Origin of the sequence: Pseudomonas viciae (assembly GCF_004786035.1) — a bacterium.
GTDB classification, from domain to species: domain Bacteria; phylum Pseudomonadota; class Gammaproteobacteria; order Pseudomonadales; family Pseudomonadaceae; genus Aquipseudomonas; species Aquipseudomonas viciae.
The window spans coordinates 1566493-1589175 of the sequence record NZ_CP035088.1 but is presented as its reverse complement, the minus strand read 5'-3'; the positions used below and the strand labels follow the sequence as shown (position 1 = coordinate 1589175).

General features: G+C 60.7%; 24 protein-coding genes. 11 read left to right on the top strand and 13 right to left on the bottom strand.

Annotation, left to right across the window (positions count from 1 at the left end):
* Positions 1-6: 6 nt before the first annotated feature.
* Positions 7-885, bottom strand: coding sequence for a 4-hydroxy-tetrahydrodipicolinate synthase (gene dapA / locus EPZ47_RS07335; RefSeq protein ID WP_135844178.1), 879 nt, complete (start codon positions 883-885; stop codon positions 7-9).
* Between the two features lie 316 nt (positions 886-1201).
* On the opposite strand from dapA, the gene EPZ47_RS07330 reads away from it, so the two are divergent.
* A complete protein-coding gene (locus EPZ47_RS07330) occupies positions 1202-1762 on the top strand; it encodes a glycine cleavage system transcriptional repressor (RefSeq protein ID WP_123342296.1) in 561 nt (186 codons plus the stop codon).
* Between the two features lie 10 nt (positions 1763-1772).
* Entirely contained in the window at positions 1773-2246 is a 474-nt protein-coding gene (locus tag EPZ47_RS07325) for a peroxiredoxin (RefSeq protein ID WP_135844177.1), read from the top strand.
* Positions 2247-2391: 145 nt separating this feature from the next.
* Here EPZ47_RS07325 and EPZ47_RS07320 read toward each other — a convergent pair whose 3' ends face one another.
* Both EPZ47_RS07320 and EPZ47_RS07315 read right to left on the bottom strand, forming a co-directional pair.
* Entirely contained in the window at positions 2392-3462 is a 1071-nt protein-coding gene (locus tag EPZ47_RS07320; protein WP_135844176.1) for an AI-2E family transporter, read from the bottom strand.
* 29 nt (positions 3463-3491) lie between these two features.
* On the bottom strand, positions 3492-3731 hold the full coding sequence (locus EPZ47_RS07315) for a sulfurtransferase TusA family protein (RefSeq protein WP_135844175.1): 240 nt from the start codon (positions 3729-3731) through the stop codon (positions 3492-3494).
* Between the two features lie 98 nt (positions 3732-3829).
* Between EPZ47_RS07315 and EPZ47_RS07310 the strand changes: the two genes are divergently transcribed.
* On the top strand, positions 3830-5263 hold the full coding sequence (locus tag EPZ47_RS07310) for a M48 family metalloprotease (RefSeq protein WP_135844174.1): 1434 nt from the start codon (positions 3830-3832) through the stop codon (positions 5261-5263).
* 63 nt (positions 5264-5326) lie between these two features.
* On the opposite strand, the gene EPZ47_RS07305 is transcribed toward EPZ47_RS07310, so the two are convergent.
* The 4 genes from EPZ47_RS07305 to rpoE form a co-directional block, all read right to left on the bottom strand.
* A complete protein-coding gene (locus tag EPZ47_RS07305; protein ID WP_135844173.1) occupies positions 5327-6757 on the bottom strand; it encodes a DegQ family serine endoprotease in 1431 nt (476 codons plus the stop codon).
* Between the two features lie 230 nt (positions 6758-6987).
* Positions 6988-7935, bottom strand: coding sequence for a MucB/RseB C-terminal domain-containing protein (locus EPZ47_RS07300; RefSeq protein WP_135844172.1), 948 nt, complete (start codon positions 7933-7935; stop codon positions 6988-6990).
* Between the two features lie 17 nt (positions 7936-7952).
* Complete coding sequence (locus EPZ47_RS07295; RefSeq protein ID WP_025212364.1) at positions 7953-8540, bottom strand: sigma-E factor negative regulatory protein; 588 nt, start codon at positions 8538-8540, stop codon at positions 7953-7955.
* A 30-nt stretch (positions 8541-8570) separates the two neighbouring features.
* On the bottom strand, positions 8571-9152 hold the full coding sequence (rpoE, locus tag EPZ47_RS07290; protein WP_003172477.1) for an RNA polymerase sigma factor RpoE/AlgU: 582 nt from the start codon (positions 9150-9152) through the stop codon (positions 8571-8573).
* A 558-nt stretch (positions 9153-9710) separates the two neighbouring features.
* Here rpoE and nadB point away from each other — a divergent pair.
* Positions 9711-11327, top strand: a complete 1617-nt coding sequence (gene nadB, locus EPZ47_RS07285; protein ID WP_135844171.1) for an L-aspartate oxidase — start codon at positions 9711-9713, stop codon at positions 11325-11327.
* Here the strand turns inward: nadB and EPZ47_RS07280 are convergent.
* Together EPZ47_RS07280 and EPZ47_RS07275 are read right to left on the bottom strand one after the other, a co-directional pair.
* A complete protein-coding gene (locus EPZ47_RS07280) occupies positions 11296-11748 on the bottom strand; it encodes a protein YgfX (RefSeq protein WP_135844170.1) in 453 nt (150 codons plus the stop codon). The two genes, nadB and EPZ47_RS07280, sit on opposite strands and share 32 nt — an antisense overlap.
* Positions 11732-11986, bottom strand: coding sequence for an FAD assembly factor SdhE (locus EPZ47_RS07275; RefSeq protein ID WP_003184348.1), 255 nt, complete (start codon positions 11984-11986; stop codon positions 11732-11734). Before EPZ47_RS07275 ends, EPZ47_RS07280 begins: the two co-directional genes overlap by 17 nt.
* 148 nt (positions 11987-12134) lie before the next feature.
* Between EPZ47_RS07275 and ygfZ the strand changes: the two genes are divergently transcribed.
* Positions 12135-13076, top strand: a complete 942-nt coding sequence (ygfZ, locus tag EPZ47_RS07270) for a CAF17-like 4Fe-4S cluster assembly/insertion protein YgfZ (protein WP_135844169.1) — start codon at positions 12135-12137, stop codon at positions 13074-13076.
* A gap of 35 nt (positions 13077-13111) precedes the next feature.
* On the top strand, positions 13112-13933 hold the full coding sequence (locus EPZ47_RS07265; protein WP_135844168.1) for an HDOD domain-containing protein: 822 nt from the start codon (positions 13112-13114) through the stop codon (positions 13931-13933).
* A gap of 97 nt (positions 13934-14030) precedes the next feature.
* Here EPZ47_RS07265 and EPZ47_RS07260 read toward each other — a convergent pair whose 3' ends face one another.
* Genes EPZ47_RS07260 through EPZ47_RS30080 form a run of 3 tightly spaced genes read right to left on the bottom strand, consistent with a single transcriptional unit; the run spans position 14031 to position 16335 of the window.
* The gene (locus EPZ47_RS07260) at positions 14031-15422 is read right to left on the bottom strand and encodes a sensor histidine kinase (RefSeq protein WP_135844167.1); all 1392 of its coding nucleotides are present in this window, start codon (positions 15420-15422) and stop codon (positions 14031-14033) included.
* Positions 15415-16086, bottom strand: coding sequence for a response regulator (locus tag EPZ47_RS07255; RefSeq protein WP_025212358.1), 672 nt, complete (start codon positions 16084-16086; stop codon positions 15415-15417). The genes EPZ47_RS07260 and EPZ47_RS07255 overlap by 8 nt, the downstream gene beginning before the upstream one ends.
* Before the next feature lie 15 nt (positions 16087-16101).
* Positions 16102-16335 carry a hypothetical protein gene (locus EPZ47_RS30080; protein WP_158296349.1) on the bottom strand — a complete coding sequence of 78 codons (234 nt, stop codon included), beginning with the start codon at positions 16333-16335 and terminating at the stop codon, positions 16102-16104.
* Between the two features lie 178 nt (positions 16336-16513).
* On the opposite strand from EPZ47_RS30080, the gene EPZ47_RS07250 reads away from it, so the two are divergent.
* Genes EPZ47_RS07250 through EPZ47_RS07235 form a run of 4 tightly spaced genes read left to right on the top strand, consistent with a single transcriptional unit; the run spans position 16514 to position 20554 of the window.
* Complete coding sequence (locus EPZ47_RS07250; protein ID WP_053178422.1) at positions 16514-17491, top strand: Bug family tripartite tricarboxylate transporter substrate binding protein; 978 nt, start codon at positions 16514-16516, stop codon at positions 17489-17491.
* A 55-nt stretch (positions 17492-17546) separates the two neighbouring features.
* A complete protein-coding gene (locus tag EPZ47_RS07245) occupies positions 17547-18008 on the top strand; it encodes a tripartite tricarboxylate transporter TctB family protein (RefSeq protein WP_122566065.1) in 462 nt (153 codons plus the stop codon).
* 1 nt (position 18009) lies between these two features.
* Positions 18010-19524 carry a tripartite tricarboxylate transporter permease gene (locus tag EPZ47_RS07240; RefSeq protein WP_135844166.1) on the top strand — a complete coding sequence of 505 codons (1515 nt, stop codon included), beginning with the start codon at positions 18010-18012 and terminating at the stop codon, positions 19522-19524.
* The gene (locus EPZ47_RS07235) at positions 19517-20554 is read left to right on the top strand and encodes an AbrB family transcriptional regulator (RefSeq protein ID WP_135844165.1); all 1038 of its coding nucleotides are present in this window, start codon (positions 19517-19519) and stop codon (positions 20552-20554) included. Before EPZ47_RS07240 ends, EPZ47_RS07235 begins: the two co-directional genes overlap by 8 nt.
* 109 nt (positions 20555-20663) lie before the next feature.
* On the opposite strand, the gene ung is transcribed toward EPZ47_RS07235, so the two are convergent.
* A complete protein-coding gene (gene ung / locus EPZ47_RS07230; protein ID WP_135844164.1) occupies positions 20664-21356 on the bottom strand; it encodes a uracil-DNA glycosylase in 693 nt (230 codons plus the stop codon).
* A 131-nt stretch (positions 21357-21487) separates the two neighbouring features.
* On the opposite strand from ung, the gene EPZ47_RS07225 reads away from it, so the two are divergent.
* Positions 21488-22600, top strand: coding sequence for an enoyl-CoA hydratase/isomerase family protein (locus EPZ47_RS07225; protein WP_135844163.1), 1113 nt, complete (start codon positions 21488-21490; stop codon positions 22598-22600).
* Positions 22601-22683 lie beyond the last annotated feature (83 nt).

Genomic DNA, 22683 nt, shown 5'->3' with positions numbered 1-22683 from the left:
CCTCAATTAAACCAGGACGCCGGACTGGCGCATGGCCTGCCGCAGCGGTTCGTGACAGGCTTCGCTGAGCCAGGTGAGCGGCAGACGGATGCCTTGGTGCATCAGACCCATTTCGACCAAAGCCCATTTCACCGGAATCGGGTTGGCTTCGAGGAACAGGTCTTTGTGCAGCGGCATCAGTTTTTCGTTGATTGCCCGTGCAGTTTCGGCGTCACCCTTGAGCGCTGCTTCGCACAGGTCGGCCATTTCGCGCGGCGCGACGTTGGCAGTGACGGAAATATTGCCCTTGCCACCCATCAGGATCAGCTCGACCGCGGTCGGATCATCGCCGGACAGGACGATGAAGTCCTGGCTCACGCCATCGAGGATGGCTTTGGCGCGGGTCATGTCGCCGGTGGCTTCCTTGATGCCGATGATGTTCGGGACGGTGGAAAGGCGAATCACGGTCTCGGCCTGCATGTCGCAGGAGGTGCGGCCGGGAACGTTATAGAGGATCTGCGGGATATCGACCGCTTCAGCAATATATTTGAAGTGCTGGTACAAACCTTCCTGGGTCGGCTTGTTGTAGTACGGCACGACCAGCAGGCAGGCGTCGGCGCCGGCTTCCTTGGCGTTGCGGGTCAGCTCGACGGCTTCGCGGGTCGAGTTGGCGCCGGTACCGGCGATAACAGGAATCTTGCCGGCGACCTGCTTGACCACGGCCCGGATGACTTCGATGTGCTCGTTGACATCGAGGGTTGCCGACTCACCGGTGGTACCGACGGCGACAATGGCATGGGTGCCGTTGTTAAGGTGGAAGTCCACGAGTTTGCTGAGGCTGGCCCAGTCAAGACGCCCTTGTGCATCCATGGGTGTGACCAGTGCCACCATACTGCCCGCAATCATGAAACCGCTCCTGCCGGAAAAAGAGAGCGGTAATGGTACTGGCGCCAAGATGCTTGTACAAGCGAACTACCATTCCCCTTGGCGATGGTTTTCGCTACCCTTCAGGCTTTGATCGGTACTGATAAGCTCATTCACCGGTTCCCAGCCTCCGTTTTCGTCGCCACAAGCCCCGATCCTGCGTTTGTCCTGGTGCATTCCCGTCGTTCCCGGAATGCCGCACAACCCCAGGCACAGGGCTTGAGTCGTTCGTTTATCCGGGCCTGACGCCGTGCCGAGCCGCAGAAGTACCGACCGCTCATCGCTTTAGGAATGCTGCATGTCCACCCCCACAGTCCGCGAACAATTCCTTGTTATCAGTGCCCTTGGCGCCAACCCCATGGAGCTGACTAACGTCCTGTGCCGCGCCAGCCATGAAAATCGCTGCGCCGTCGTAACCTCACGCCTGACCCGCCATGGCGAATGCAGTGCGCTCGTGCTCGAAATCTCCGGTAGCTGGGATGCCCTGGCCCGCCTGGAAGGCAGCCTGCCGCTGCTGGCCAAGAAGCACGCCTTCACCGTCAACGTGGTGCGCAGCGCCGCCCTGGAGAACCGTCCCCAGGCCCTGCCCTACGTGGCCTATGTAAGCTCGGCCTACCGGCCGGACATCATCAACGAGCTGTGCCAGTTTTTCATGGACCACCAGGTCGAACTGGAAAACCTGACCTGCGACACCTATCAGGCGCCGCAAACCGGCGGCACCATGCTCAACGCCACGTTCACCGTGACACTGCCGGCCGGTACCCAGATCAGTTGGCTGCGCGATCAGTTCCTGGACTTCGCCGATGCGATGAACCTGGATGCACTGATAGAACCGTGGCGCCCACAAAACCCAATGTAAGGAAGCGTTCATGACCGTTGCCGTCGACCAGCCGGTTACCGATTTCCAGGCGCCCGCCACCAGCGGGCAGACCGTCAGCCTCGCCGCCCTCAAAGGCCAGCAGGTGGTGGTTTACTTCTACCCCAAGGACAGCACTCCGGGCTGCACCACTGAAGGCCAGGGTTTTCGTGACCAGTATGCGCAGTTCAAGGCCGCCAACACCGAAGTGTTCGGCGTCTCCCGGGATAGCCTCAAGTCCCACGAGAACTTTAAGTGCAAGCAGGAATTCCCCTTCGAGCTGATCAGCGACAAGGACGAGGCCGTCTGCCAGTTGTTCGACGTGATCAAGCTGAAAAAGCTGTATGGCAAAGAGTATCTGGGCGTTGATCGCAGCACGTTCCTGATCGACAAGAACGGTGTGCTGCGCCAGGAGTGGCGCGGCGTGAAGGTGCCAGGGCATGTGGAGGCGGTGTTGGCGGCGGCTCAGGCGCTCAACAAGGCCTGACTTTACCCTGGGGCGCTTCAGGCCCTTCGCGAGCAAACCCGCTCCCACAGAGGTTCTGTGATGACCAGGTCACCGCAGATCCAATGTGGGAGCAGGCTTGCTCGCGAAGGAATCATCAGCCTCATCGACTACACCAGATTGACCGCTACAACAACGGCGCCACCACCGGCTCCTTGCTCGGCCACGCATCCAGCACCGCCTTGAACAGCGTCGCCAGGGGAATCGCAAAAAACACTCCCCAGAAGCCCCACAACCCGCCAAACAGTAACACCGCGCAGATAATTGCCACCGGATGCAGGTTCACCGCCTCGGAGAACAGCAGTGGCACCAGCACGTTGCCGTCCAGCGTCTGAATGATCCCGTAGACCGCCATCAGATAAATGAACTGGTCGCTCCAGCCCCACTGGAACAGCGCAATCAGTGCCACTGGCACAGTCACGACCACGGTACCGACGTAGGGCACCACCACCGAAACGCCCACCAGCAGCGCCAACAGGGCGGAATAATTGAGCCCCAGGGCCACGAAACCGACGTAGGTCGCCGCGCCGCAGATGAAAATCTCGATGACTTTTCCGCGAATGTAATTGGCGATCTGGCGATTCATCTCCTGGGCGACCCGGGTAATCAGCGCCCGCTCACGGGGCAGGTAGCCACGGACCCAGCGCCCGATCATTTGCCGATCCTTGAGGAAGAAAAACACCAGAATCGGCACCAGCACCAGGTAGATCATGATGTTCACCAACAGCGGTAGACTGGACAGCGAAAACGTCAGCGCCCACTGGCCGAACTTGCCGATCTGGCCACGCACCACTTCGATGGTCTGCAACACCTGCTCGTCGGATACCAGGTGCGGGTAGCGCTCGGGGAGCAGTAACAGCAGGGATTGCCATTTCGCGAGCATCCCCGGCAGCTCGTTGAACAACGTCACCAACTGGTGCCAGAGCAGCGGTACGATCACCACGATGAACACCACCAACAAACCCATGAACAGGGCGAACACCAGCCCGACCGCCACGCTGCCGGGTAGTCGCAGACGCTCCAGCGTCGTGACCAGGCCTTGCATCAGATACGCCAGCACCATCCCGGCCAGCACGGGTGCCAGCATGCCGCCCAAGGTGAGGACTGCCGTAAAGGCCAGGAACAGCAGCACTGCCAGCACCACGGCCTCTTCGTCGGAGAAGTAGCGCTGGATCCAGTCGCGTAACACTTTGAACATTAAAAATCCTTAAGAAACGCAGTCGATTTTCAGGCTTTCTTCAGCCAGTAACGGTAGATGCCGTTATCGTCTTCTTCACGCAGCAGCGTATGACCGGCCAGCCGGGCGAAGGTGCGGAAGTCGCGCTGGGAACCCGCGTCCGTCGCGGTCACCTTGAGCACGGCACCGCTGGCCAGGCGATTGAGTTCCAGCTTGGCCTTGAGCAACGGCAACGGACAATTCAGGCCGCTGGCGTCCAATTCGGCATCGTGGGCTACAGCATCGGTCATCGGTTCGCTCCGCAGCAGGTGGTTGAGCGGCTTAGAATATCTGGTCCCGGGCCCGGTGTCCGGCTACAGTAGGGTCTTTGTCGACTAAGGCTTCGTGCATGACATTTCTGCGCCCTACCCTGCTGACGCTTGCCTGCCTGCTTGCCTCACCAGGCTTCGCCGACGACTTGCCGTCACTTGGCGACGCCAGTTCTGCCATCGTCTCGCCGGAACAGGAACACCAGTTGGGCCGCGCCTGGCTGGCCCTGCTGCGCAGCCAGGTTTCACAGCTCAACGATCCACAGCTCAAGGACTACGTCGAGTCCAGCGTCTACAAACTGGTGGAGACCAGCCAGGTCAACGACCGGCGCCTGGAGTTCATTCTGATCAACAGTCCGCAGCTCAACGCCTTTGCCGCTCCTGGCGGCATTGTCGGGGTCAACGGTGGCCTGTTCCTCAACGCACAGACCGAAGGCGAGTACGCTTCGGTCATGGCCCACGAACTGGCCCACTTGTCGCAACGCCACTTTGCCCGCGGCGTCGAAGCCCAGCAACGCATGCAGGTGCCAATGATGGCAGCGCTGCTGGCCGGTATCGTGATAGCCGCCGCCGGTGGCGGTGACGCGGGGATCGCGGCCATTGCCGGGACCCAGGCGGCCGCCATCCAGGAGCAACGGCGCTTCTCTCGCCAGAACGAACAGGAAGCCGACCGCATCGGTATCCAGAACCTGGAGAAAGCCGGCTACGATCCGCGATCCATGCCAACCATGTTCGAGCGCCTGATGCGCCAGTATCGTTTTGACGCCAAACCACCCGAATTCCTGCTGACTCACCCGGTGACCGAATCGCGGATCGCCGACACCCGTAACCGCGCCGAACAGGCCAGGCCGGGCGGTATCGAGGACAGCATGCGCTATCAACTGATTCGCGCCCGGGTCCAACTGACCTATGAAGAGACCCCGGGCCTGGGCGCCAAGCGCTTCCGGGCGCAACTGGATGAGAACCCAAAGAACGACGTGGCTCGCTATGGCCTGGCGATTGCGCAGATCAAGGGTGGCCAGTTGAATGAAGCCAGGGAGAACCTCAAGCCGCTGCTGGCCAAATCGCCCAACGAGATCATCTACAACCTGGCCCAGGTGGATCTGGACATCACCAGCAACAAGCTGGCCGACGCTCAATCTCGCGTCGACCGGATGCTCAGCCAATACCCGGGCAACTACCCGCTCAATCAGGTGCGCGTCGACCTGCTGCTCAAGCAGAACCGCCCCGCCGACGCCGAGAAAGCCCTGGAGAGCCTGCTCAAGACCCGCCCGGACGACCCGGACATCTGGTACATGGTGGCCGAGACCCGTGGTCTGTCGGGCAATATCATCGGCTTGCACCAGGCGCGTGCCGAGTACTTCGCCCTGGTGGGCGATTACCGCCAGGCCATCCAGCAACTGGACTTCGCCAAACGCCGTGCCGGCACCAATTTCCCGCTGTCGTCACGCATCGATGCCCGCCAGCGAGAGCTCATGGAGCAGGAACGCATGGTCAAGGACATGATGGGCTGAGTATTCAGCGCGCACAAAAAAACCGCCTCTATCGAGGCGGTTTTTTATTGAGCCGCTAACCGGTCATTCGGCCAGCTTGAAGGTGATGAAGCTCGCACGTCCCTGACGCAGAACCCGCATCGACACCGAACGATTCTTCGGCAGTGCCTTGGCTATATCAGTAAATTCCTTGGCGGAACTGATTGCCTGGTTGTTCAGGTGCGTGATGATGTCACCCGGCTGCAGGCCGATCAGGGCGGCAGGACCTTCTTGCACCTCCTTGATCACTACGCCCCCTTGGAGCTCCAGAGTACGCTTCTGCTCCTCGGTAAGCTCCGCCACAGCCACGCCCAGGCGGTTGCTGCTGCGCTCGACACCGGACTTAGGCAGCGAATCCAGCTCCTTGCCTTCTTCAGGGATGGCGCCGACGGTCAATTCGACGTTCTTGCGCTTGCCCTCGCGAATCACTTCCAAATTGGCCTTGGCACCGGCTTTGAGAGCGCCAACCAAGTGAGGCAGGTCGGCGGACATGACGATCGGCTGATCATTCATGCTCAGAATCACGTCACCCACTTGCAGGCCACCCTTGGCAGCTGGCCCACCTTCCTGGATCTGCGCCACCAGCGCACCGGCTGGTTTCTCCAGCCCAAACGACTCGGCCAGGTCCTTGTTCACTTCCTGGATGACCACGCCCAACCAGCCGCGGCTGACCTTGCCTTCGCTTTTCAGTTGGTTGGAGACGTCCATCGCCACATCGATTGGAATGGCGAAGGACACGCCCATGAAGCCACCCGAACGGGTGTAGATCTGGGAGTTGATACCCACCACTTCACCGGCAAGGTTGAACAGCGGACCACCGGAGTTACCCGGGTTGATCGGCACGTCGGTCTGGATGAACGGCACGTAGTTTTCGTTCGGCAGGCTGCGGCCGATGGCACTGACGATACCTTGGGTCACGGTGTGGTCGAAGCCGAACGGCGAACCGATCGCCACCACCCACTGGCCGGCTTTCAAGTCTTGGGATTTGCCCAACTTGAGTACTGGCAGGTCCTTGCCTTCGATTTTCAGCAGCGCCACGTCGGAGCGTGGGTCGGTGCCAATCAGCTTGGCCTTGAGCTCACTGCGATCGGCCAGACGCACCAGGATCTCATCGGCATCGGCGATCACATGGTTATTGGTCAGAATGTAACCATCGGGCGAAATAATGAAGCCCGAGCCCAGGGACTGCGCTTCACGCTGGCGGCCACCGCCGGGTGAACGCGGCTGCTGCGGCATGCCGCGCTCGAAGAACTCGCGCAGCATCGGCGGCAAACCTTCCAGGTCAGGCATCTGTTGGTCCGATACGCGGCGATCCGGCAGTTTCTGGGTCGTGCTGATGTTCACCACCGCAGGCGAGGCCTGTTCAACCAGTTGCGTGAAGTCAGGCAATTCGACCGCTACCGCAGGAACGGCCTGACCGAGCACCAGCACGGTGGCAAAAATGGAGAGATAGGTTTTCAAGCGTGGTATCGACATACGGCTCCCGTTACGACGAGCATGGTTAAGCGATATGGAGCAAGAAACACCAAGGCAAGATACGCCGGTATTTTTGTTCCGGGAACAGACAAGGCCAGAGCCGAGCGGCTCTGACCTATAGAAAAAAACAGGAAGTTTTGCAAATGAAAATGCTGACAGGAAGTTTCGGCATTTCGATCAAGCCCTGGCGTTATCAGCCTCTTGCGCAATCGAACCACCCAAACAGCACGTTACTGAGTCGCCGTAACGTCGGAACGCATGGAGAGCGCGATCCGTTCCGCCGTCCCGATCGGAATCTCGCCAACCACCGTGACCATCATTTCGCCTTGAGGCGTCGTAAGGCGACGAGAGACGGCAGCCGTCGGGCCAAGTTGAGTGCGCGTATCGGTGACAGTGGCGCCGTTCAACGGCTCGAGGAACACCGAGAAGCGAGCCAGGCCGTCGTCATACATCAGGCTATTGACCTGGACCTGGGTGTCCGGATCCTTGCGCGCGGTGCTGCTGGCCAATTCGAAACCGGGTGGAAGCCAGTCCGAATGCCAGGCAGTTTTCACTGCATCGGTCTTATCAGGTTCCTGTGCAACAGCCTTGCAGTCCGCACTGGCTTGCAGCTCGCCGTCCGAGGGGTCGGCAATATTCAAGCGAGTGAACTGAAAGCGTTCGAGCAATTGGCCTTTGTCATTGAGCAACAACGACTTGAGCGGCAGGCCAGTCTCTTTGTCCAGATGCAGCTCAAAACCATAGCGATGCTGGTCCTTGGGCGTCACAGCCACAATGACCGCCTGACGCCCGGCCACGCGTGACTTGCCAATGACGGCCAGGTCATACCAATTCTTGAGTTTTTGCGGATCAAGCGCACGTGCTGTGCCGTCAGGCGTATTGCCCAGCCCTGCGATCAAGGAGCCGCTGACGCATTGAGTATGCCCATCAATGCGTACGACTTCCTGTGCCGAGCCATCGAGCTGGAGTAACCGCTCGCGGACTTTGCCATTCTGGACACGATGCCAGATGTTATGGGTAGAAAAACTACCGTTGCGCTCGTAAACGAAAGTGCCCTGGAAGCTTTGCTGTTGCTCGGCTTGACTCAGACGATTCAACCAGTCTTGAGCCTCACCGGCATAGGCTGGAACCGCACACCAGCCACCAAGCAGAAGCGTGAATAGAGGTATGGCGCGCAATGGTCTTCCTTACTCTGTTAACGGTTTTCCAAACTGGCTGCACGGGCGTAAGGCAGCGCGCTTTCAGTACCTTTCAAGGCAGCTTGCTGAGCATGCTGACGCAGGTAGTTGGGCAGACGCTGATCATGCCAGCCTGGTTGGCCTTGCAGAACACCGTTGACCATTGGGCCTGCGGCTTCCGAACCTTCGCTGTAACCGGCCAGTACCGCTGGGCCTTTGACCTGTGGAGCGGCCAGGCCTGGCTGGGTGGACTGCTGCGCCATCTGCACGCCGGCAATCTCATCCTGGTTGTACAGACGTACACCGGCCAAAACGGCTACGGTAACCGAGGCGGCAACTGCCAGGCGACCCAGGCTGCGCCATGGTCCGCGGGAAGCTTTTGCCGGTACGGCTTCGTCAGCCAATGCAGCAGAAACGGCCGCAGCGATGTCCAGGCGAGGAAGCAGCAAGTCCTTGTGCATAACAGCCCGGGCGATCTGGTAACGAGCCCAGGTCTCACGGGTTTCAACATCGTCGAAGGCATTCAATACCCGACGCAATTCCAGTTCGTCCGCTTCGTTATCCATCACTGCGGACAGCGATTCCTGCAGGGCTTCACGACTCATGGCGTTCCTCTCTTGGCTGTCGCCGCTGTCTCAGTTTTCCTGCAACAAAGGTTGCAGGGCTTTGTCGATGGCCTCCCGGGCGCGGAAAATCCGGGAGCGCACGGTACCCACCGGACATTGCATGACGCTCGCAATGTCTTCGTAACTCAGACCGTCAAACTCACGTAAAGTTAAAGCCGTACGCAAATCTTCGGGTAATTGCTGGATGGTTCGATGGACAGTGCCCTCAATCTCATCCCGCAGCAACGCTCGTTCCGGTGATTCGAGATCCTTGAGGCCATGATCGCCGTCATAGAACTCCGCATCTTCAGAACTCACATCGCTATCCGGCGGCCGGCGGCCGCGTGAAACCAGATAGTTTTTCGCCGTGTTAATGGCGATGCGGTAAAGCCACGTGTAAAACGCGCTGTCCCCGCGGAAATTACCAAGTGCGCGGTAGGCCTTGATGAAGGCTTCCTGAGCAACATCTTGCGCTTCATGGGTGTCGTGCACGAAACGCACGATCAACCCGAGAATTTTGTGCTGGTATTTCAGCACTAACAGATCGAAAGCTCGCTTGTCGCCGCGTTGTACGCGCTCGACCAGCTGCTGATCCTCTTCCTGGGTTAGCATGAACACTCCTCGATAAGCTCGAAGGAGGCTTGCATTACTAATTGACCGGGCTTGCAAACATAGACTCGGGCTTTTCGCAAAAGTTCTCCCCCTTTCAAGCAAGTTTCCGGCGCGCTCTGATCTCGGCACGCACGAAAAACGCAGCGCGAGATTCCCCGGCTGCGCGAATAATCTGTCGCCGGGCCTGTCGGCAGAGACTCCAATCGAAATCTTGCACCAACCCGACGCTGCTCCCTTTTGCAGACAACCGTCTATTGAACGTAGGCGTGCAGCAAAAGTTCCCGCTATTTATAGCTCTGTGAATTGAACATTGGGCAACCGTGACGAGATAAACAGTGTTCTGTCCTCGAAAAGGCCGCCTTATCGCCCATCCAGCGAAATCGTGATCCGACGAAGCGTGCCGCTTTTGCGTCACGCTGGTTTCACATTGCCATGAATGCCCGGCTATTGTGCCGATCCCCCCCTCTATATACTAGTGGGCTGCGTGGCTGCCTGACCCGTTAAAGCGGTGTCTTGCGCCAACCCCGACCCGGGTCGCTTTGAGCGGAAACCTTCCAAATGAGCCAACAGTTTCAACACGATGTTCTGGTAATCGGCAGCGGCGCCGCCGGATTGAGCCTTGCCCTGACTTTGCCCGAGCATCTGCGTATTGCAGTACTGAGCAAAGGCGACCTGGCCAACGGTTCGACATTCTGGGCCCAGGGTGGCGTCGCCGCCGTGCTGGATGATACCGACACCATTGAGTCCCACGTCGAAGATACCCTCAACGCCGGCGGAGGCCTGTGCAACCCAGAAGCGGTGCGCTTCACCGTCGAGCACAGCCGGGAAGCCATCCAGTGGCTGATCGACCAGGGCGTGCCGTTCACCCGTGACGAGCAATCCGGCACCGAGGACGGTGGTTTCGAGTTTCATTTGACTCGCGAAGGCGGCCACAGTCATCGGCGCATCATTCACGCGGCTGATGCCACCGGTGCGGCGATCTTCAAGACCCTGCTCGCCCAAGCCCGGCAACGGCCGAACATCGAGTTGCTGGAACAGCGCGTCGCGGTTGACCTGATCACCGAAAAGCGCCTGGGCCTGGACGGCGATCGTTGCCTGGGCGCCTACGTGCTCAATCGCGGCACCGGCGAAGTCGACACCTACGGCGCGCGCTTCGTGATCCTGGCCTCCGGTGGTGCAGCGAAAGTCTACCTCTATACCAGTAACCCCGACGGCGCCTGCGGTGACGGCATTGCCATGGCCTGGCGCTCGGGTTGCCGGGTGGCGAACCTGGAGTTCAATCAATTTCACCCCACCTGCCTTTATCATCCACTGGCCAAGAGCTTCCTGGTGACCGAGGCCCTGCGTGGCGAAGGCGCTCACTTGAAGCTGCCCAACGGCGAACGCTTCATGCAACGCTTCGATCCGCGCGCCGAACTGGCGCCACGGGACATCGTCGCCCGGGCCATCGACCATGAAATGAAGCGCCTGGGCATCGATTGCGTTTACCTGGACATCAGCCACAAGCCCGAAGCGTTCATCAAGAGTCACTTCCCGACGGTGTACGAGCGCTGCCTGGAGTTTTCCATCGACATCACCAAGCAACCGATTCCGGTGGTACCGGCGGCGCATTACACCTGCGGTGGCGTGATGGTCGACCAGCAGGGTCGCACCGACGTGCCTGGCCTGTATGCCATTGGCGAAACCAGCTTCACCGGCCTGCACGGCGCCAACCGCATGGCCAGCAACTCGCTGCTGGAATGTTTCGTCTATGCGCGCTCGGCAGCGGCAGACATTCTTGAACAGTTGCCGCAGATCGCCATTCCTGCCGCCCTGCCCTCTTGGGATGCCAGTCAGGTCACCGATTCGGATGAAGACGTGATCATTGCGCACAACTGGGACGAGTTGCGGCGTTTCATGTGGGACTATGTCGGCATCGTGCGCACCAACAAGCGCCTGCAAAGGGCGCAGCATCGGGTGCGCCTGCTGCTCGATGAAATCGATGAGTTCTACAGTAACTATAAGGTCAGCCGCGACCTGATCGAACTGCGCAATCTGGCCCAGGTGGCCGAGTTGATGATCCGCTCGGCCATGGAGCGCAAGGAAAGCCGGGGACTGCATTACACCCTCGACTACCCGAACCTGCTGCCCGAGGCGCTGGACACTATCCTGGTGCCGCCCACCTACGCCGACTGAACCTGAGCCGTACCCGCAGGCGCCGATGTTCATCCGGCGCCAGCGCGTCGCGGGGCACGCACAGCGAGCGGACCCACCGTTCATCCTGCAAGCGAAAACGCAACACGACGATCATCGGCAGGGCCAGGCTGTCGGGGCGCAACTGCACCGGCTGCCAGCCATGGGCTCTGTTCCAGAGCTGCCAGCCAGCGGCATCACGACGCAAGCCGCAAAAGGCGCGGCGATGGGTCAGTAATAGATGTCGCGGTATCGTCCAGGCGCCATGGGCCAGGCACAGCGCAACACCGAGCGCCGCGAACCAGAGCGGAATGGACAGCAAAAGCAACGAACCCAGGGCGAACACCTGGGCCAGGAGATAGGCCGCCAGCAGTTGCCCGGAGGCCTGCCAGCGGCATTCAAAGCGACTACTTGGGCTGGACACGGTCCAAAATCATCCGGACCATGCGCTGCAGCTCTGGGTCCTCGGATTCGCTGCGTTCCATGAACCAGCCGAACATGTCCTGATCCTCGCATTCGAGCAGGCGGACGTAGCACGCACGGTCCACTTCATTGAGATGGGGATAAACCTCTTTCACGAACGGTACCAGCAACACGTCCAGCTCAAGCATGCCCCGGCGGCTGTGCCAGTAGAGGCGATTCAGTTCAACATCTTCGACCATGGAGCGCTCCTCAAATAGAGCGCAAGTATACAGGCCCCGCCGTGGTGGAACAGACAGCTTTGTCGGGCACTACCGATCCTTTGTGAACTACCCATTTCAAGGGCGCCACCTTATGATGTGTACCAGACTTTTTACCCTGCGATGACCCATGGCTGATTCCGCTTTTTTTTGCACCCTGTCCCACGAAGGCGTTCTCGCAGTCCGCGGCGTGGATGCCGGCAAATTCCTGCAAGGTCAACTGACCTGCAACCTCAACTACCTGAGCGACAGCCGGGCCAGCCTCGGCGCCCGCTGTACCCAGAAAGGCCGGATGCAATCGAGTTTCCGTATCCTGCTAGAAGGCGACGGCGTGTTGATGGCCATGGCCAACGAACTGCTCGAGCCGCAACTGGCCGACCTGAAAAAATACGCGGTGTTCTCCAAATCCAAACTCACCGATGAAAGCGCCGCCTGGGTTCGCTTCGGCCTGGGAGACGCCGATAAGGCGCTGACCAGTCTGGGCCTGGAGCTGCCGGCCGACACCGACAGCGTGGCTCGCCATGAATCCTTGATCGCCATCCGCGTCTCGCCCGGTCGCGCCGAGCTGTGGGCCCCCGCCGGACAGGCAGAAACGCTGAAATCGCGACTGGGCGCAACATTGGCCGAGGCGGACCTGAACCTATGGTTGCTGGGCCAGATCCGCGCAGGGATCGGCCAGGTCATGCCGGCCACCCGCGAATTATTCATCCCGCAGATGCTCAACCTGCAAGCCGTCGGCGGCGTGAGTTTCAAGAAGGGTTGCTACACCGGCCAGGAAATCGTTGCCCGCATGCAGTACCTGGGCAAGCTCAAGCGACGCCTGTATCGCTTGCAACTGGACGCCAGCGAACTGCCCGAGCCCGGCACCGCACTGTTCTCTCCCACTCACGGCAGTTCCATCGGCGAAGTGGTGATTGCCGCTCGCGCCGAGCGAAACATTGAACTGCTGGCGGTGTTGCAGGCCGAAGCAGCAGAGGATGGCAATCTTCACCTCGGTGCATTGGAAGGCCCGGCCTTGCAGTTGCTGGACCTGCCTTACGAGCTGGACCGTGACCGCGAAATCCAGCGCTGATCGCAGCATTTGTCGCAACACCCTAGAGAATCGAAATGAGCGATTTGGCGGATAAGGTCCAACGGGATTTGGTGCAGGCCATCGATAACGATGATCTGGTTCTGCCAACATTACCGGAAGTGGCCCTGCAGATTCGCCGGGCCGCCGAAGACCCGGAAATCAGCGTCAGCAACCTGAGCAAAGTAATCGGCCGCGACACAGCCCTCTCGGCACGCCTGATCAAAGTGGTCAACAGCCCGCTGCTGCGCGCCACCCAGGAAGTCACTGACCTGCACACAGCCATTACTCGGCTGGGGGTCAACTACAGCAGCAACCTGGCCATCGGCCTGGTCATGGAGCAGATATTCCATGCCCGCTCCGAGGTGGTGGAACAGAAGATGCGCGAAGTCTGGCGCAAAAGCCTGGAGATCGCCGGCGTCAGCTATGCGTTGTGTCGTGGTTATACGCAACTCAAGCCCGACCAGGCTGCACTCGGCGGACTGGTGCACCAGATCGGCGTACTGCCGATCCTGACGTATGCACAAGACAACAATGAATTGCTCTCGGACCCGGTCAGCCTCAATCATGTCATCGAAACCATTCACCCCGTGCTGGGAGACAAGCTGCTCAGCGTCTGGGAGTTTCCAGAGCGGTTGGTGAAGCTGCCGGGGCAGTATCTGGATTTCGACCGGGATTCGAAGCAAATCGATTATGTCGACCTGGTGCAGGTCGCAGCGCTGTATTGCTACAAGGACACCGACCATCCCCTCAGCAAAATTGATGTATTCGCGGTGCCGGCCTTCAAGAAGCTGGGAATCGATCCGGACAACAAGGGTCGCTGCGCGGATATCGAAGAAGCGCGGACGATGTTTTACTAGAACGACTTGAAGTCGCAAAACGCTTCTGTGGCGAGGGAGCTTGCTCCCTCGCCACAGGGTTCTGCATTGCCCATCTATCCTCAGATTCGACTCTGGATCACTCTGAACCTGCGATAAAACTCACCCGCACCTTCAACCCACTTTCCTGCCCATCATGCAAGGTGATCTGCGCCAGGTGGGCGCGGCAGATTTCACCGACGATCGCCAACCCGAGGCCTGAACCAGCCACTTGCTGGTTGCGTCGGTAAAAGCGTTCGAACACCCGATCCCGTTCATGCAGAGGGATGCCTGGCCCGTCATCCTCGACTTCCAGCACCGCTGGCGCCATGACCCGCAGGATCACGTTGCCACCCGGCGGTGTATGGGCCAGGGCGTTGTCCACCAGATTGCTCAACAGCTCATTCAGCAAAGTCGGCTCGCCCCGCAGCCATACCGGCTCGTCGGCCTCCAGAGCCAGTGCCACACCTCGGGCATGGGCCAGCGGGGCCATGGCCATGCCCAGCTCACGGGCCAGTTGGCTGAGATCAAGCAGTTGCGCGCCGCCCTCGGCGATGGCCCGGGCGCCGTTTTCCACGCGCGCCAGGGACAGCAACTGGTTGGCCAGGTGGGTCAGCCGATCGGTCCCCTGTGCCGCGGTTTCCAGGGTCTCACGCCAGGTCGCCGGCTCACTGGCGCGCAAGCCAAGTTCAAGACGCGCCTTGAGCGCAGCCAGGGGCGTGCGCAGTTCATGGGCGGCATCGGCAATGAATTGCGCCTGGCGCTCAAATTGCCCGCGCAAACGCTCAGTGAAATGGTTGAGGGCGCGCACCAGGGGCCAGAGTTCATGCTGGACTTCCACCAGCGGCAATGGCCGTAGATCGTCCGGCTGGCGCTCCTCCACCGCCGTACGCAGGCGTTCCAGCGGGCGCAGCGCGGCACTGACCGCAAACCACACCAGCAACAGCGCGCCCACGGCCAGCATGCCCAGGCGCAACAGCGTGTCGGCCATGAGGCTGCGCGCCATGCTGACCCGCGCCTCTTCAGTTTCCGCCACACGAATTTCCGCCATGCCGTTCATGTTCGGCTCGCTCACCGCCTTGAGCAGGCTCACCACCCGCACGTTCTGGCCCTGATAACTGGCGTTGTAGAAGCGTGCCAGGGCTGGGTAATCGTCCGTGCGCGGCGTGCCAGGCGGCGGGCCAGGAAGATTTTCGTAGCCGGAAATCAGCTTCTTATTGATGTCATTGACCTGGTAATAGATGCGTCCGGCGCTGTCATAGGCAAACGTGTCCAGGGCCACGTAAGGCACATCGGCGCTGAGGCTGCCGTCGCGCTGCGAAAGGCCGGCGGCGATGGTCCGGGCCGAGGCCAGCAGGGTTCGATCGTAGGCGGTATCCGCAGCCTCGCGACCGTTCCAATAGGCGCTCAAGCCGCTGGCGAGCATCAGCACCACCAACAACAGCGCCAGGTTCCTGAGCAGCCGCCAGCGCAGGCTGTCGGGCTTATGCATCACGGTTTTCCAGCAGGTAGCCCAGGCCGCGGAACGTCACGATGGCCACGGCATGGCCGTCGAGCTTCTTGCGCAAGCGGTGGATGTAGATTTCGATGGCATCGGGGCTGGCTTCTTCGTCCAGGCCGAACACCTGGGCCGCCACCTGCTCCTTGCTCATCACCCGCCCTGGCCGGGCGATCAACGCCTCCAGCACGGCCTGCTCACGTGACGTCAGGGTCAGCAGTTCGTCGTCGAGGGTGAAACGGCGGGTATCCAGGTCATAGACCAGCCCACCACAGCGCTGCTGGCGCTCGCCCCCCAAGACGCTGCGACGCAGTAACGCCTTGACCCGCGCTTCAAGCTCCGTGAGCTCGAATGGCTTGGCCAAGTAATCGTCGGCTCCCAGGTTCAGGCCATGGACCCGGTCCTTGACGTCACTGCGCGCGGTCAGCATCAACACCGGCAGGGTCTTGCCCCGGGACCGCAAACGCGCCAGCACCTCGAAGCCATCCATGCGCGGCAGCCCCACATCGAGGATCGCCACGGCGTACTCCTCACTGCTCAAGGCCAGGTCAGCCGCCACCCCGTCGTGCAACACATCAACGGTCAAACCGGTGCTCTTGAGCGCCTGAGCTACACTTTCGGCGAGCTGCAGATGGTCTTCGACGAGCAGAACACGCATGGATTTTTCCTCGATTCAGGGATGGTCGACGCCATTCTTTGGCGCGGAGTTTACAGCCGCATGGGCAGCTGTGAAGGCAAAAAACATTCTGAAAGCTTCTGAAAGGTTAGCGAAAGGTTGAGCCATTAGAGTCCCTTTACGGATAGTTTCGACTGCCCGCCGCGACGCCCGATCGCGAATGAAAAATGCCACGAAGCGTTTTCGTCCTAATAAGAAAAATAAAAGCGGAGTATTCACCATGCTGTCCATGCAGCTCCAGGCCCCAGCGCCTGCTCGCCCTTCTCGCTTCAACCAGACCGCCTTGAGCGATGTCGCCCCGCATTCAATTCCGGTAACGACCTGCGCGCCCCATCAACGATGACTTGGGCGGGGATCCGTCAACGACAATTTTTCACCACGCACAACAACAATTCCTGTGGAGACAACAATGAACCTATCACTGCGTAAAGTAGCCTTGGCCGCCGGATGCCTGATGTTCGCCGGGCAGTTGCTCGCCGAACCGAAGCGCCCTGAATGCATCGCACCGGCCTCCCCTGGCGGCGGCTTCGACCTGACCTGCAAGCTGGCGCAAAGCGCACTGGTCAACCAAAAGCTGCTGACCAAGCCAATGCGCGTCACCTACATGCCGGGCGGTGTCGGCGCGGTGGCCTACAACGCAGTGGTCGCCCAGCGCCCGGCCGACGCCGGCACACTGGTGGCCTGGTCCAGCGGCTCGCTATTGAACCTGGCCCAGGGCAAGTTCGGTCGTTTTGACGAAAGCGCCGTGCGCTGGCTGGCAGCCGTTGGCACCAGTTATGGTGCTATCGCCGTGAAAAGCGACTCGCCCTACAAGAATCTCGACGATCTGGTCCAGGCCCTGAAGAAAGATCCAGGCTCGGTGGTGATCGGTTCGGGCGGCACCGTGGGCAGCCAGGACTGGATGCAGACCGCACTCATCGCCAAGGCCGCCGGCATCAACCCGCGCGACCTGCGTTACGTCGCCCTCGAAGGCGGCGGTGAAATTGCCACCGCGCTGCTGGGCGGCCACATCCAGGTGGGCAGTACCGATATCTCCGACTCCATGCCCCACATCCAGAGCGGTGACATGCGCCTGCTGGCCGTGTTTGCCGAGAAGCGCATCGACGAGCCGGAAATGAAAGACATTCCGACCGCCAAGGAACAAGGCTACGACATCGTCTGGCCGGTGGTTCGCGGCTTCTACCTCGGGCCAAAGGTCAGCGACGAAGACTATGCCTGGTGGAAAGACGCTTTCGACAAGCTGCTGGCTTCCGAAGAGTTCGCCAAGCTGCGTGACCAGCGCGAGCTGTTCCCGTTCGCCATGACCGGCCCGGAACTGGACACCTACGTGAAGAAGCAAGTGGCTGATTACAAGGTGCTGGCCAAAGAGTTCGGCCTGATCCAGTAACCGTCTCTGTTCTCGCGGCGGCGCTGGTACTGTCAGCGCCGCCCAGGAGTTAGTCATGCTCACCATCCAACGTATTTTTGCCGCGGTGCTGCTGCTGGTTTGTATCGGCCTGGCGCTGATGGCCTGGCCGTATCAGGCTGCCTTTTCCTATGAACCGGTCGGCCCGCGCGCCTTTCCATTATTGATCCTGGGACTGATGGGCCTGGCGCTGCTGTACATGCTGTTTCGCCCTACGCCCGTCGTGCACAGCGACGACGACCCGCAACTGGACCGCGAAACCCTGCAGAAGATCGGCATTTGCGTAGTGCTGTTGCTGGTCTTCGCCGGGACCTTCGAACCCCTGGGCTTCATCGTCGCCAGCATCCTGATCGGCGTGCCGATGGCCCGCCTGTACGGCGGCCGCTGGGTGCCGAGCGTGGTGATCATCAGCCTGATGGCCATCGGTCTCTACCTGTTGTTCGACAAGCTGATGGACGTGCCGCTGCCCCTGGGCCTGCTCGACGTCCTGGAGAATTGATATGGATACCCTGAATTATCTCGGCCAGGGTTTTGGCGTTGCACTGACCCCCTACAACCTCGTCACCGCACTGACCGGCACCCTGATCGGCACCGTGGTCGGCCTGCTGCCGGGCCTGGGCCCGATCAACGGCGTGGCGCTGCTGATCCCGATCGCCTTCGCGCTGGGGCTGCCGCCGGAATCGGCGCTAATCCTGTTGGCGGCGGTGTACCTGGGGTGCGAATACGGTGGACGTATCAGCTCGATCCTGCTCAACATCCCCGGTGAAGCCTCCACCGTAATGACCACCCTCGACGGCTACCCGATGGCGCGTCAGGGTCTGGCCGGGGTGGCGTTGTCGCTGTCAGCGTGGAGTTCGTTCATCGGCGCGTTCATCGCCACCTGCGGCATGGTGTTGTTCGCACCGCTGCTGGCCAAATGGGCGATTGCGTTCGGGCCGGCGGAATACTTCGTCCTGATGGTGTTCGCCATTGTCTGCCTCGGCGGCATGGCCGGCGACCGACCGCTCAAGACCTTCATCGCGGCGCTGATCGGCCTGTTCCTGTCCAGTGTCGGGATCGATGCCAACAGCGGCGTCTACCGCTTCACCGGTGACAACATCCACCTGACCGACGGAATTCAGTTCGTCGTGCTGGTGTTGGGCTTGTTCTCCATCAGTGAAATCCTGTTGCTGCTGGAGAAAACCCATCGCGGCCAGGAAGCGGTGGAAGCTACCGGGCGGATGATGTTCAACGTCAAGGAAGCGGCCTCGGTGTTCTGGGTGAACATCCGCTGCGGCGTGCTCGGTTTCATCATGGGCGTATTGCCTGGCGCGGGCGCGACCCTGGCCAGTGCCGTGGCCTACATGACTGAAAAACGCATCGCCGGCACCAGTGGCACGTTCGGCCAGGGCGACAAGCGCGGCCTCGCCGCTCCGGAAACCGCCATTGGTGGCGCGGCCTGCGGTGCGCTGGTACCGATGCTGACCCTCGGCGTGCCCGGCTCGGGCACCACGGCGGTGATGATCGGCGCCCTGTCGCTGTACAACATCACCCCCGGTCCCCTGCTGTTCCAGCAACAGCCGGATATCGTCTGGGGCCTGATCGCGTCGTTGTTCGTCGCCAACATCATGCTGGTGATCCTCAACATCCCGATGATCCGCATCTTCACCCGCATCCTGGCCGTGCCGAACTGGGCATTGGTCCCGGTCATCGCGATCATCACCGGGATCGGCGTCTACGCGGTGCATGCCACTACGTTCGACCTGTTCCTGATGATCGGCATCGGTATCTTCGGTTACATCCTGCGCAAGCTGGACTTCCCGTTGTCACCGGTCCTGCTGGGTTTCATCCTCGGCGGGCTGATGGAGCAAAACCTGCGTCGGGCGCTGTCGATTTCCAACGGTGCGCTGGAGATCCTCTGGTCGAGCCCGATCACCTTCGGTTGCTGGATCCTGACGGCGATCATGCTGTTCATGCCACTGGTGCGGATCTGGCGTCGGCGCGCGGCGCAACGTCGTGCCCTGGCCAATGTCTGAGGCAACATTCAGACAATGGTGGGGAACCCCGCTGGTCGGTCTGGCCGGCGGGTATCTGGCCAGCCTGATCGGCTGGCCTTTGCCCTGGATGGTCGGCTCGTTGCTGGCGATCATCCTGGTACGGTGCCTGACGCCGTGGCAACTGATGGAAATTCCCGGCGGCCGTAAATGCGGCCAATGGGTGGTGGGCATTGGCATCGGCCTGCACTTCACCCCAGTGGTGATGGAGCAGGTGCTGAGCCACTTTGGCCTGATCTTCTTCGGCGCGCTGATCACCAGCGTGTCCAGCGTGGTGAGTGTGTGGCTGATGCGCCGCACCGGTGAAGACCGCGCCACCGCTTTTTTCTCCAGCATGCCCGGCGGTTCCGGTGAAATGGTCAACCTCGGCGCCCGCAACGGCGCCGACCTCAGCCGCGTCGCCGCCGGTCAGAGCCTGCGGGTGCTGGTGGTGGTGCTGTGCGTACCGGCGGCGTTCAAATACCTGTTGGGTGAAGGTGCCCCGGCGCAGCACAACACGACGGTGGACTGGCTGTGGCTGGCGCTGCTGTTCCCGGCGGGCGCCCTGCTCGCTTGGATTTGGGAGCGCTTGCGCCAACCCAACCCATGGTTGTTCGGGCCGTTGCTGGTGAGCGCAGCGGTGAGCATCGGTTGGGACCTGCACATCGGCCTGCCCAATGGCGGCAGCCAGATCGGCCAGTGGCTGATCGGCAGCGGGTTGGGTTGTCATTTCAACCGGCAGTTCTTCCGCCGGGCGCCCTCGTTCATGGGGCGCACCTTGATCGGCACGGTGTTGACGATGCTGATCGCCACCCTCGCGGCCCTAGGCCTGAGCACCCTGACCCATCTGGACCTGCGCTCGCTGACACTGGGCATGATGCCTGGCGGCATTGCGGAAATGAGCCTGACAGCGGAGACGCTGCAACTGTCGGTGCCGCTGGTGACGGCGTTGCAAGTGATGCGGCTGTTGTTTGTGCTGTTTCTGGCGGAACCGTTGTTCAGGTATTGGATGCGCAAGCCCGGTTCTGATTAATAAACCGAGTTGCCTTCATCGCGAGCAAGCTCGCTCCCACATGGATTTGCGGCATACACAGATCAATGTGGGAGCGAGCTTGCTCGCGATGGGGCCCGTAGCCGACCGCTCAAACCGGCGGCAACCGCCAATCAATCGGCGCTTCGCCCTGTTGTTCGAGAAACTTGTTGGTCCGGCTGAAATGCCCGCACCCCAAAAACCCACGGTAAGCCGACAGCGGCGACGGATGGACCGAGGTCAGCACCAGGTGTTTGGTGGCGTCGATCAGTTTCTGCTTGCCCTGGGCATGGGCGCCCCATAGCAGGAATACCAAGTGTGGCTGGTGTTCGCTGACCACTTCGATGACCCGGTCGGTGAAATGCTGCCAGCCCTTGCCCGCGTGGGCGTTGGCATTGGCGCGTTCAACGGTCATGGTGGTGTTGAGCAGCAATACCCCCTGGTCGGCCCAGCTTTGCAGGTAACCGTGGTTGGGAATATCGATGTTCAGGTCGCGCTTCAATTCTTTGTAGATATTCACCAGCGACGGCGGCGTCGGCACGCCCGGTTGCACCGAGAAGCACAAACCATGGGCCTGGCCCGGGCCGTGGTACGGGTCCTGGCCGAGGATCACCACTTTGACCTTGTCCAGCGGCGTGGAGTTGAGCGCATTGAAAATCAGCGGCGCCGGTGGATAAATCTCCTTGCCGGCGGCGTATTCCCGACGCAGGAATTCGCGCAACTCTGCCATGTAGGGCTGGTCGAACTCGGCACGCAGTGCCTGCTTCCAGCTCGGTTCGAGTTTGATACGGTCGTCAGCAGTCATGGTTGCACCCGGTAAAAACAATGGGCGCACCCTAGGAAAGCCTACATGGCTTGTCAATTGATCTGACGCAGAACCGGCACTTTCCTACGCAGCGGTCATACTGAACATTCAATTTTCTGATCGAGGTCACGATGAATCTGCACTTCGAAGAACTCACCGGCATCGACGGTGCCCGCGTCGGCATTGCCACGCTGGATGCCGAAAAATCCCTGAACGCTCTTTCCCTGCCAATGATCAACGCCCTGCGCGATCGTCTCGATGCCTGGGCCCGAGAACCGCAAATCGTATGCGTGCTGCTGCGCGGCAATGGCGCCAAGGCCTTCTGCGCCGGCGGCGAAGTGCGCAGCCTGGTGGAGGCCTGCCGGGCCACCCCCGGTGAAGTACCACCCCTGGCTGGGCAATTTTTCGCGGCGGAATACCGCTTGGACTTCAACCTGCACACCTACCCCAAACCCTTGCTGTGCTGGGGCCATGGCTATGTCCTGGGCGGCGGCATGGGCCTGCTGCAAGGCGCGAGTACCCGGATCGTCACGCCGAGCAGTCGCCTGGCAATGCCGGAAATCAGCATCGGCCTGTACCCGGATGTCGGCGCCAGTTGGTTTCTGTCGCGCCTGCCGGGCAAGCTCGGTCTGTTTCTTGGCCTGACCGGCGCCCACATGAATGCCCGGGATGCCATCGACCTGGGCCTGGCCGACCGGTTTTTGCTGGATGAACAACAGGACGACTTGATCGAGGGCCTGCTGCAACTCAACTGGCAGGAACAGACCCAGATGCAGCTCAACAGCCTGCTCAAGGCGCTGCAGCAGGAAGCCGTCGCGCAACTGCCCGAAGCCCAATGGCTGCCACGTCGGCAGAAAATCGACGAGTGGTTGGATGTCAGCGATGTGCGCTGCGCCTGGAAGGCCCTCAGCCTGCTGGTGGACCACCCGGATCCATTGATCGCCCGGGCGGCCAAGACCATGAGCGAAGGCTCACCACTGACCGCTCATCTGGTCTGGGAACAGATCGCTCGTGCCCGGCATCTGTCGTTGGCCGGGGTGTTCCGGATGGAATACACCTTGAGCCTCAACTGCTGCCGCCATCCGGAGTTCAGCGAAGGTGTGCGGGCGCGGTTGATCGATAAGGATCACAAACCCCATTGGCACTGGCCGGACATCAATCATGTCCCTGAAGCAGCAGTGGAGGCGCATTTCCACAAGGCGTGGGAAGGTCGGCATCCGTTGGCGGATTTGTCCAACGAGTAAAGCCCCTGGATGACACTCAGTGGGAGTGATCTGTGGGAGCAAAAGTTATCTCACCGGATTTATGACAGGCACAAAAAAAGCGG

Coding starts and splice junctions, on each gene's coding strand:
- EPZ47_RS07255 (WP_025212358.1), bottom strand. CDS start 16,086: ATGCGTGTTCTGCTCGTCGAAGACCATCTGCAGCTCGCCGAAAGTGTA.
- EPZ47_RS07265 (WP_135844168.1), top strand. CDS start 13,112: ATGAGCGATTTGGCGGATAAGGTCCAACGGGATTTGGTGCAGGCCATC.
- EPZ47_RS30080 (WP_158296349.1), bottom strand. CDS start 16,335: ATGGACAGCATGGTGAATACTCCGCTTTTATTTTTCTTATTAGGACGA.
- dapA (WP_135844178.1), bottom strand. CDS start 885: ATGATTGCGGGCAGTATGGTGGCACTGGTCACACCCATGGATGCACAA.
- EPZ47_RS07295 (WP_025212364.1), bottom strand. CDS start 8,540: ATGAGTCGTGAAGCCCTGCAGGAATCGCTGTCCGCAGTGATGGATAAC.
- EPZ47_RS07225 (WP_135844163.1), top strand. CDS start 21,488: ATGAATCTGCACTTCGAAGAACTCACCGGCATCGACGGTGCCCGCGTC.
- EPZ47_RS07330 (WP_123342296.1), top strand. CDS start 1,202: ATGTCCACCCCCACAGTCCGCGAACAATTCCTTGTTATCAGTGCCCTT.
- EPZ47_RS07260 (WP_135844167.1), bottom strand. CDS start 15,422: ATGCATAAGCCCGACAGCCTGCGCTGGCGGCTGCTCAGGAACCTGGCG.
- EPZ47_RS07250 (WP_053178422.1), top strand. CDS start 16,514: ATGAACCTATCACTGCGTAAAGTAGCCTTGGCCGCCGGATGCCTGATG.
- EPZ47_RS07325 (WP_135844177.1), top strand. CDS start 1,773: ATGACCGTTGCCGTCGACCAGCCGGTTACCGATTTCCAGGCGCCCGCC.
- EPZ47_RS07275 (WP_003184348.1), bottom strand. CDS start 11,986: ATGGTCGAAGATGTTGAACTGAATCGCCTCTACTGGCACAGCCGCCGG.
- rpoE (WP_003172477.1), bottom strand. CDS start 9,152: ATGCTAACCCAGGAAGAGGATCAGCAGCTGGTCGAGCGCGTACAACGC.
- EPZ47_RS07315 (WP_135844175.1), bottom strand. CDS start 3,731: ATGACCGATGCTGTAGCCCACGATGCCGAATTGGACGCCAGCGGCCTG.
- EPZ47_RS07245 (WP_122566065.1), top strand. CDS start 17,547: ATGCTCACCATCCAACGTATTTTTGCCGCGGTGCTGCTGCTGGTTTGT.
- nadB (WP_135844171.1), top strand. CDS start 9,711: ATGAGCCAACAGTTTCAACACGATGTTCTGGTAATCGGCAGCGGCGCC.
- EPZ47_RS07240 (WP_135844166.1), top strand. CDS start 18,010: ATGGATACCCTGAATTATCTCGGCCAGGGTTTTGGCGTTGCACTGACC.
- EPZ47_RS07235 (WP_135844165.1), top strand. CDS start 19,517: ATGTCTGAGGCAACATTCAGACAATGGTGGGGAACCCCGCTGGTCGGT.
- EPZ47_RS07320 (WP_135844176.1), bottom strand. CDS start 3,462: ATGTTCAAAGTGTTACGCGACTGGATCCAGCGCTACTTCTCCGACGAA.
- ung (WP_135844164.1), bottom strand. CDS start 21,356: ATGACTGCTGACGACCGTATCAAACTCGAACCGAGCTGGAAGCAGGCA.
- EPZ47_RS07305 (WP_135844173.1), bottom strand. CDS start 6,757: ATGTCGATACCACGCTTGAAAACCTATCTCTCCATTTTTGCCACCGTG.
- ygfZ (WP_135844169.1), top strand. CDS start 12,135: ATGGCTGATTCCGCTTTTTTTTGCACCCTGTCCCACGAAGGCGTTCTC.
- EPZ47_RS07310 (WP_135844174.1), top strand. CDS start 3,830: ATGACATTTCTGCGCCCTACCCTGCTGACGCTTGCCTGCCTGCTTGCC.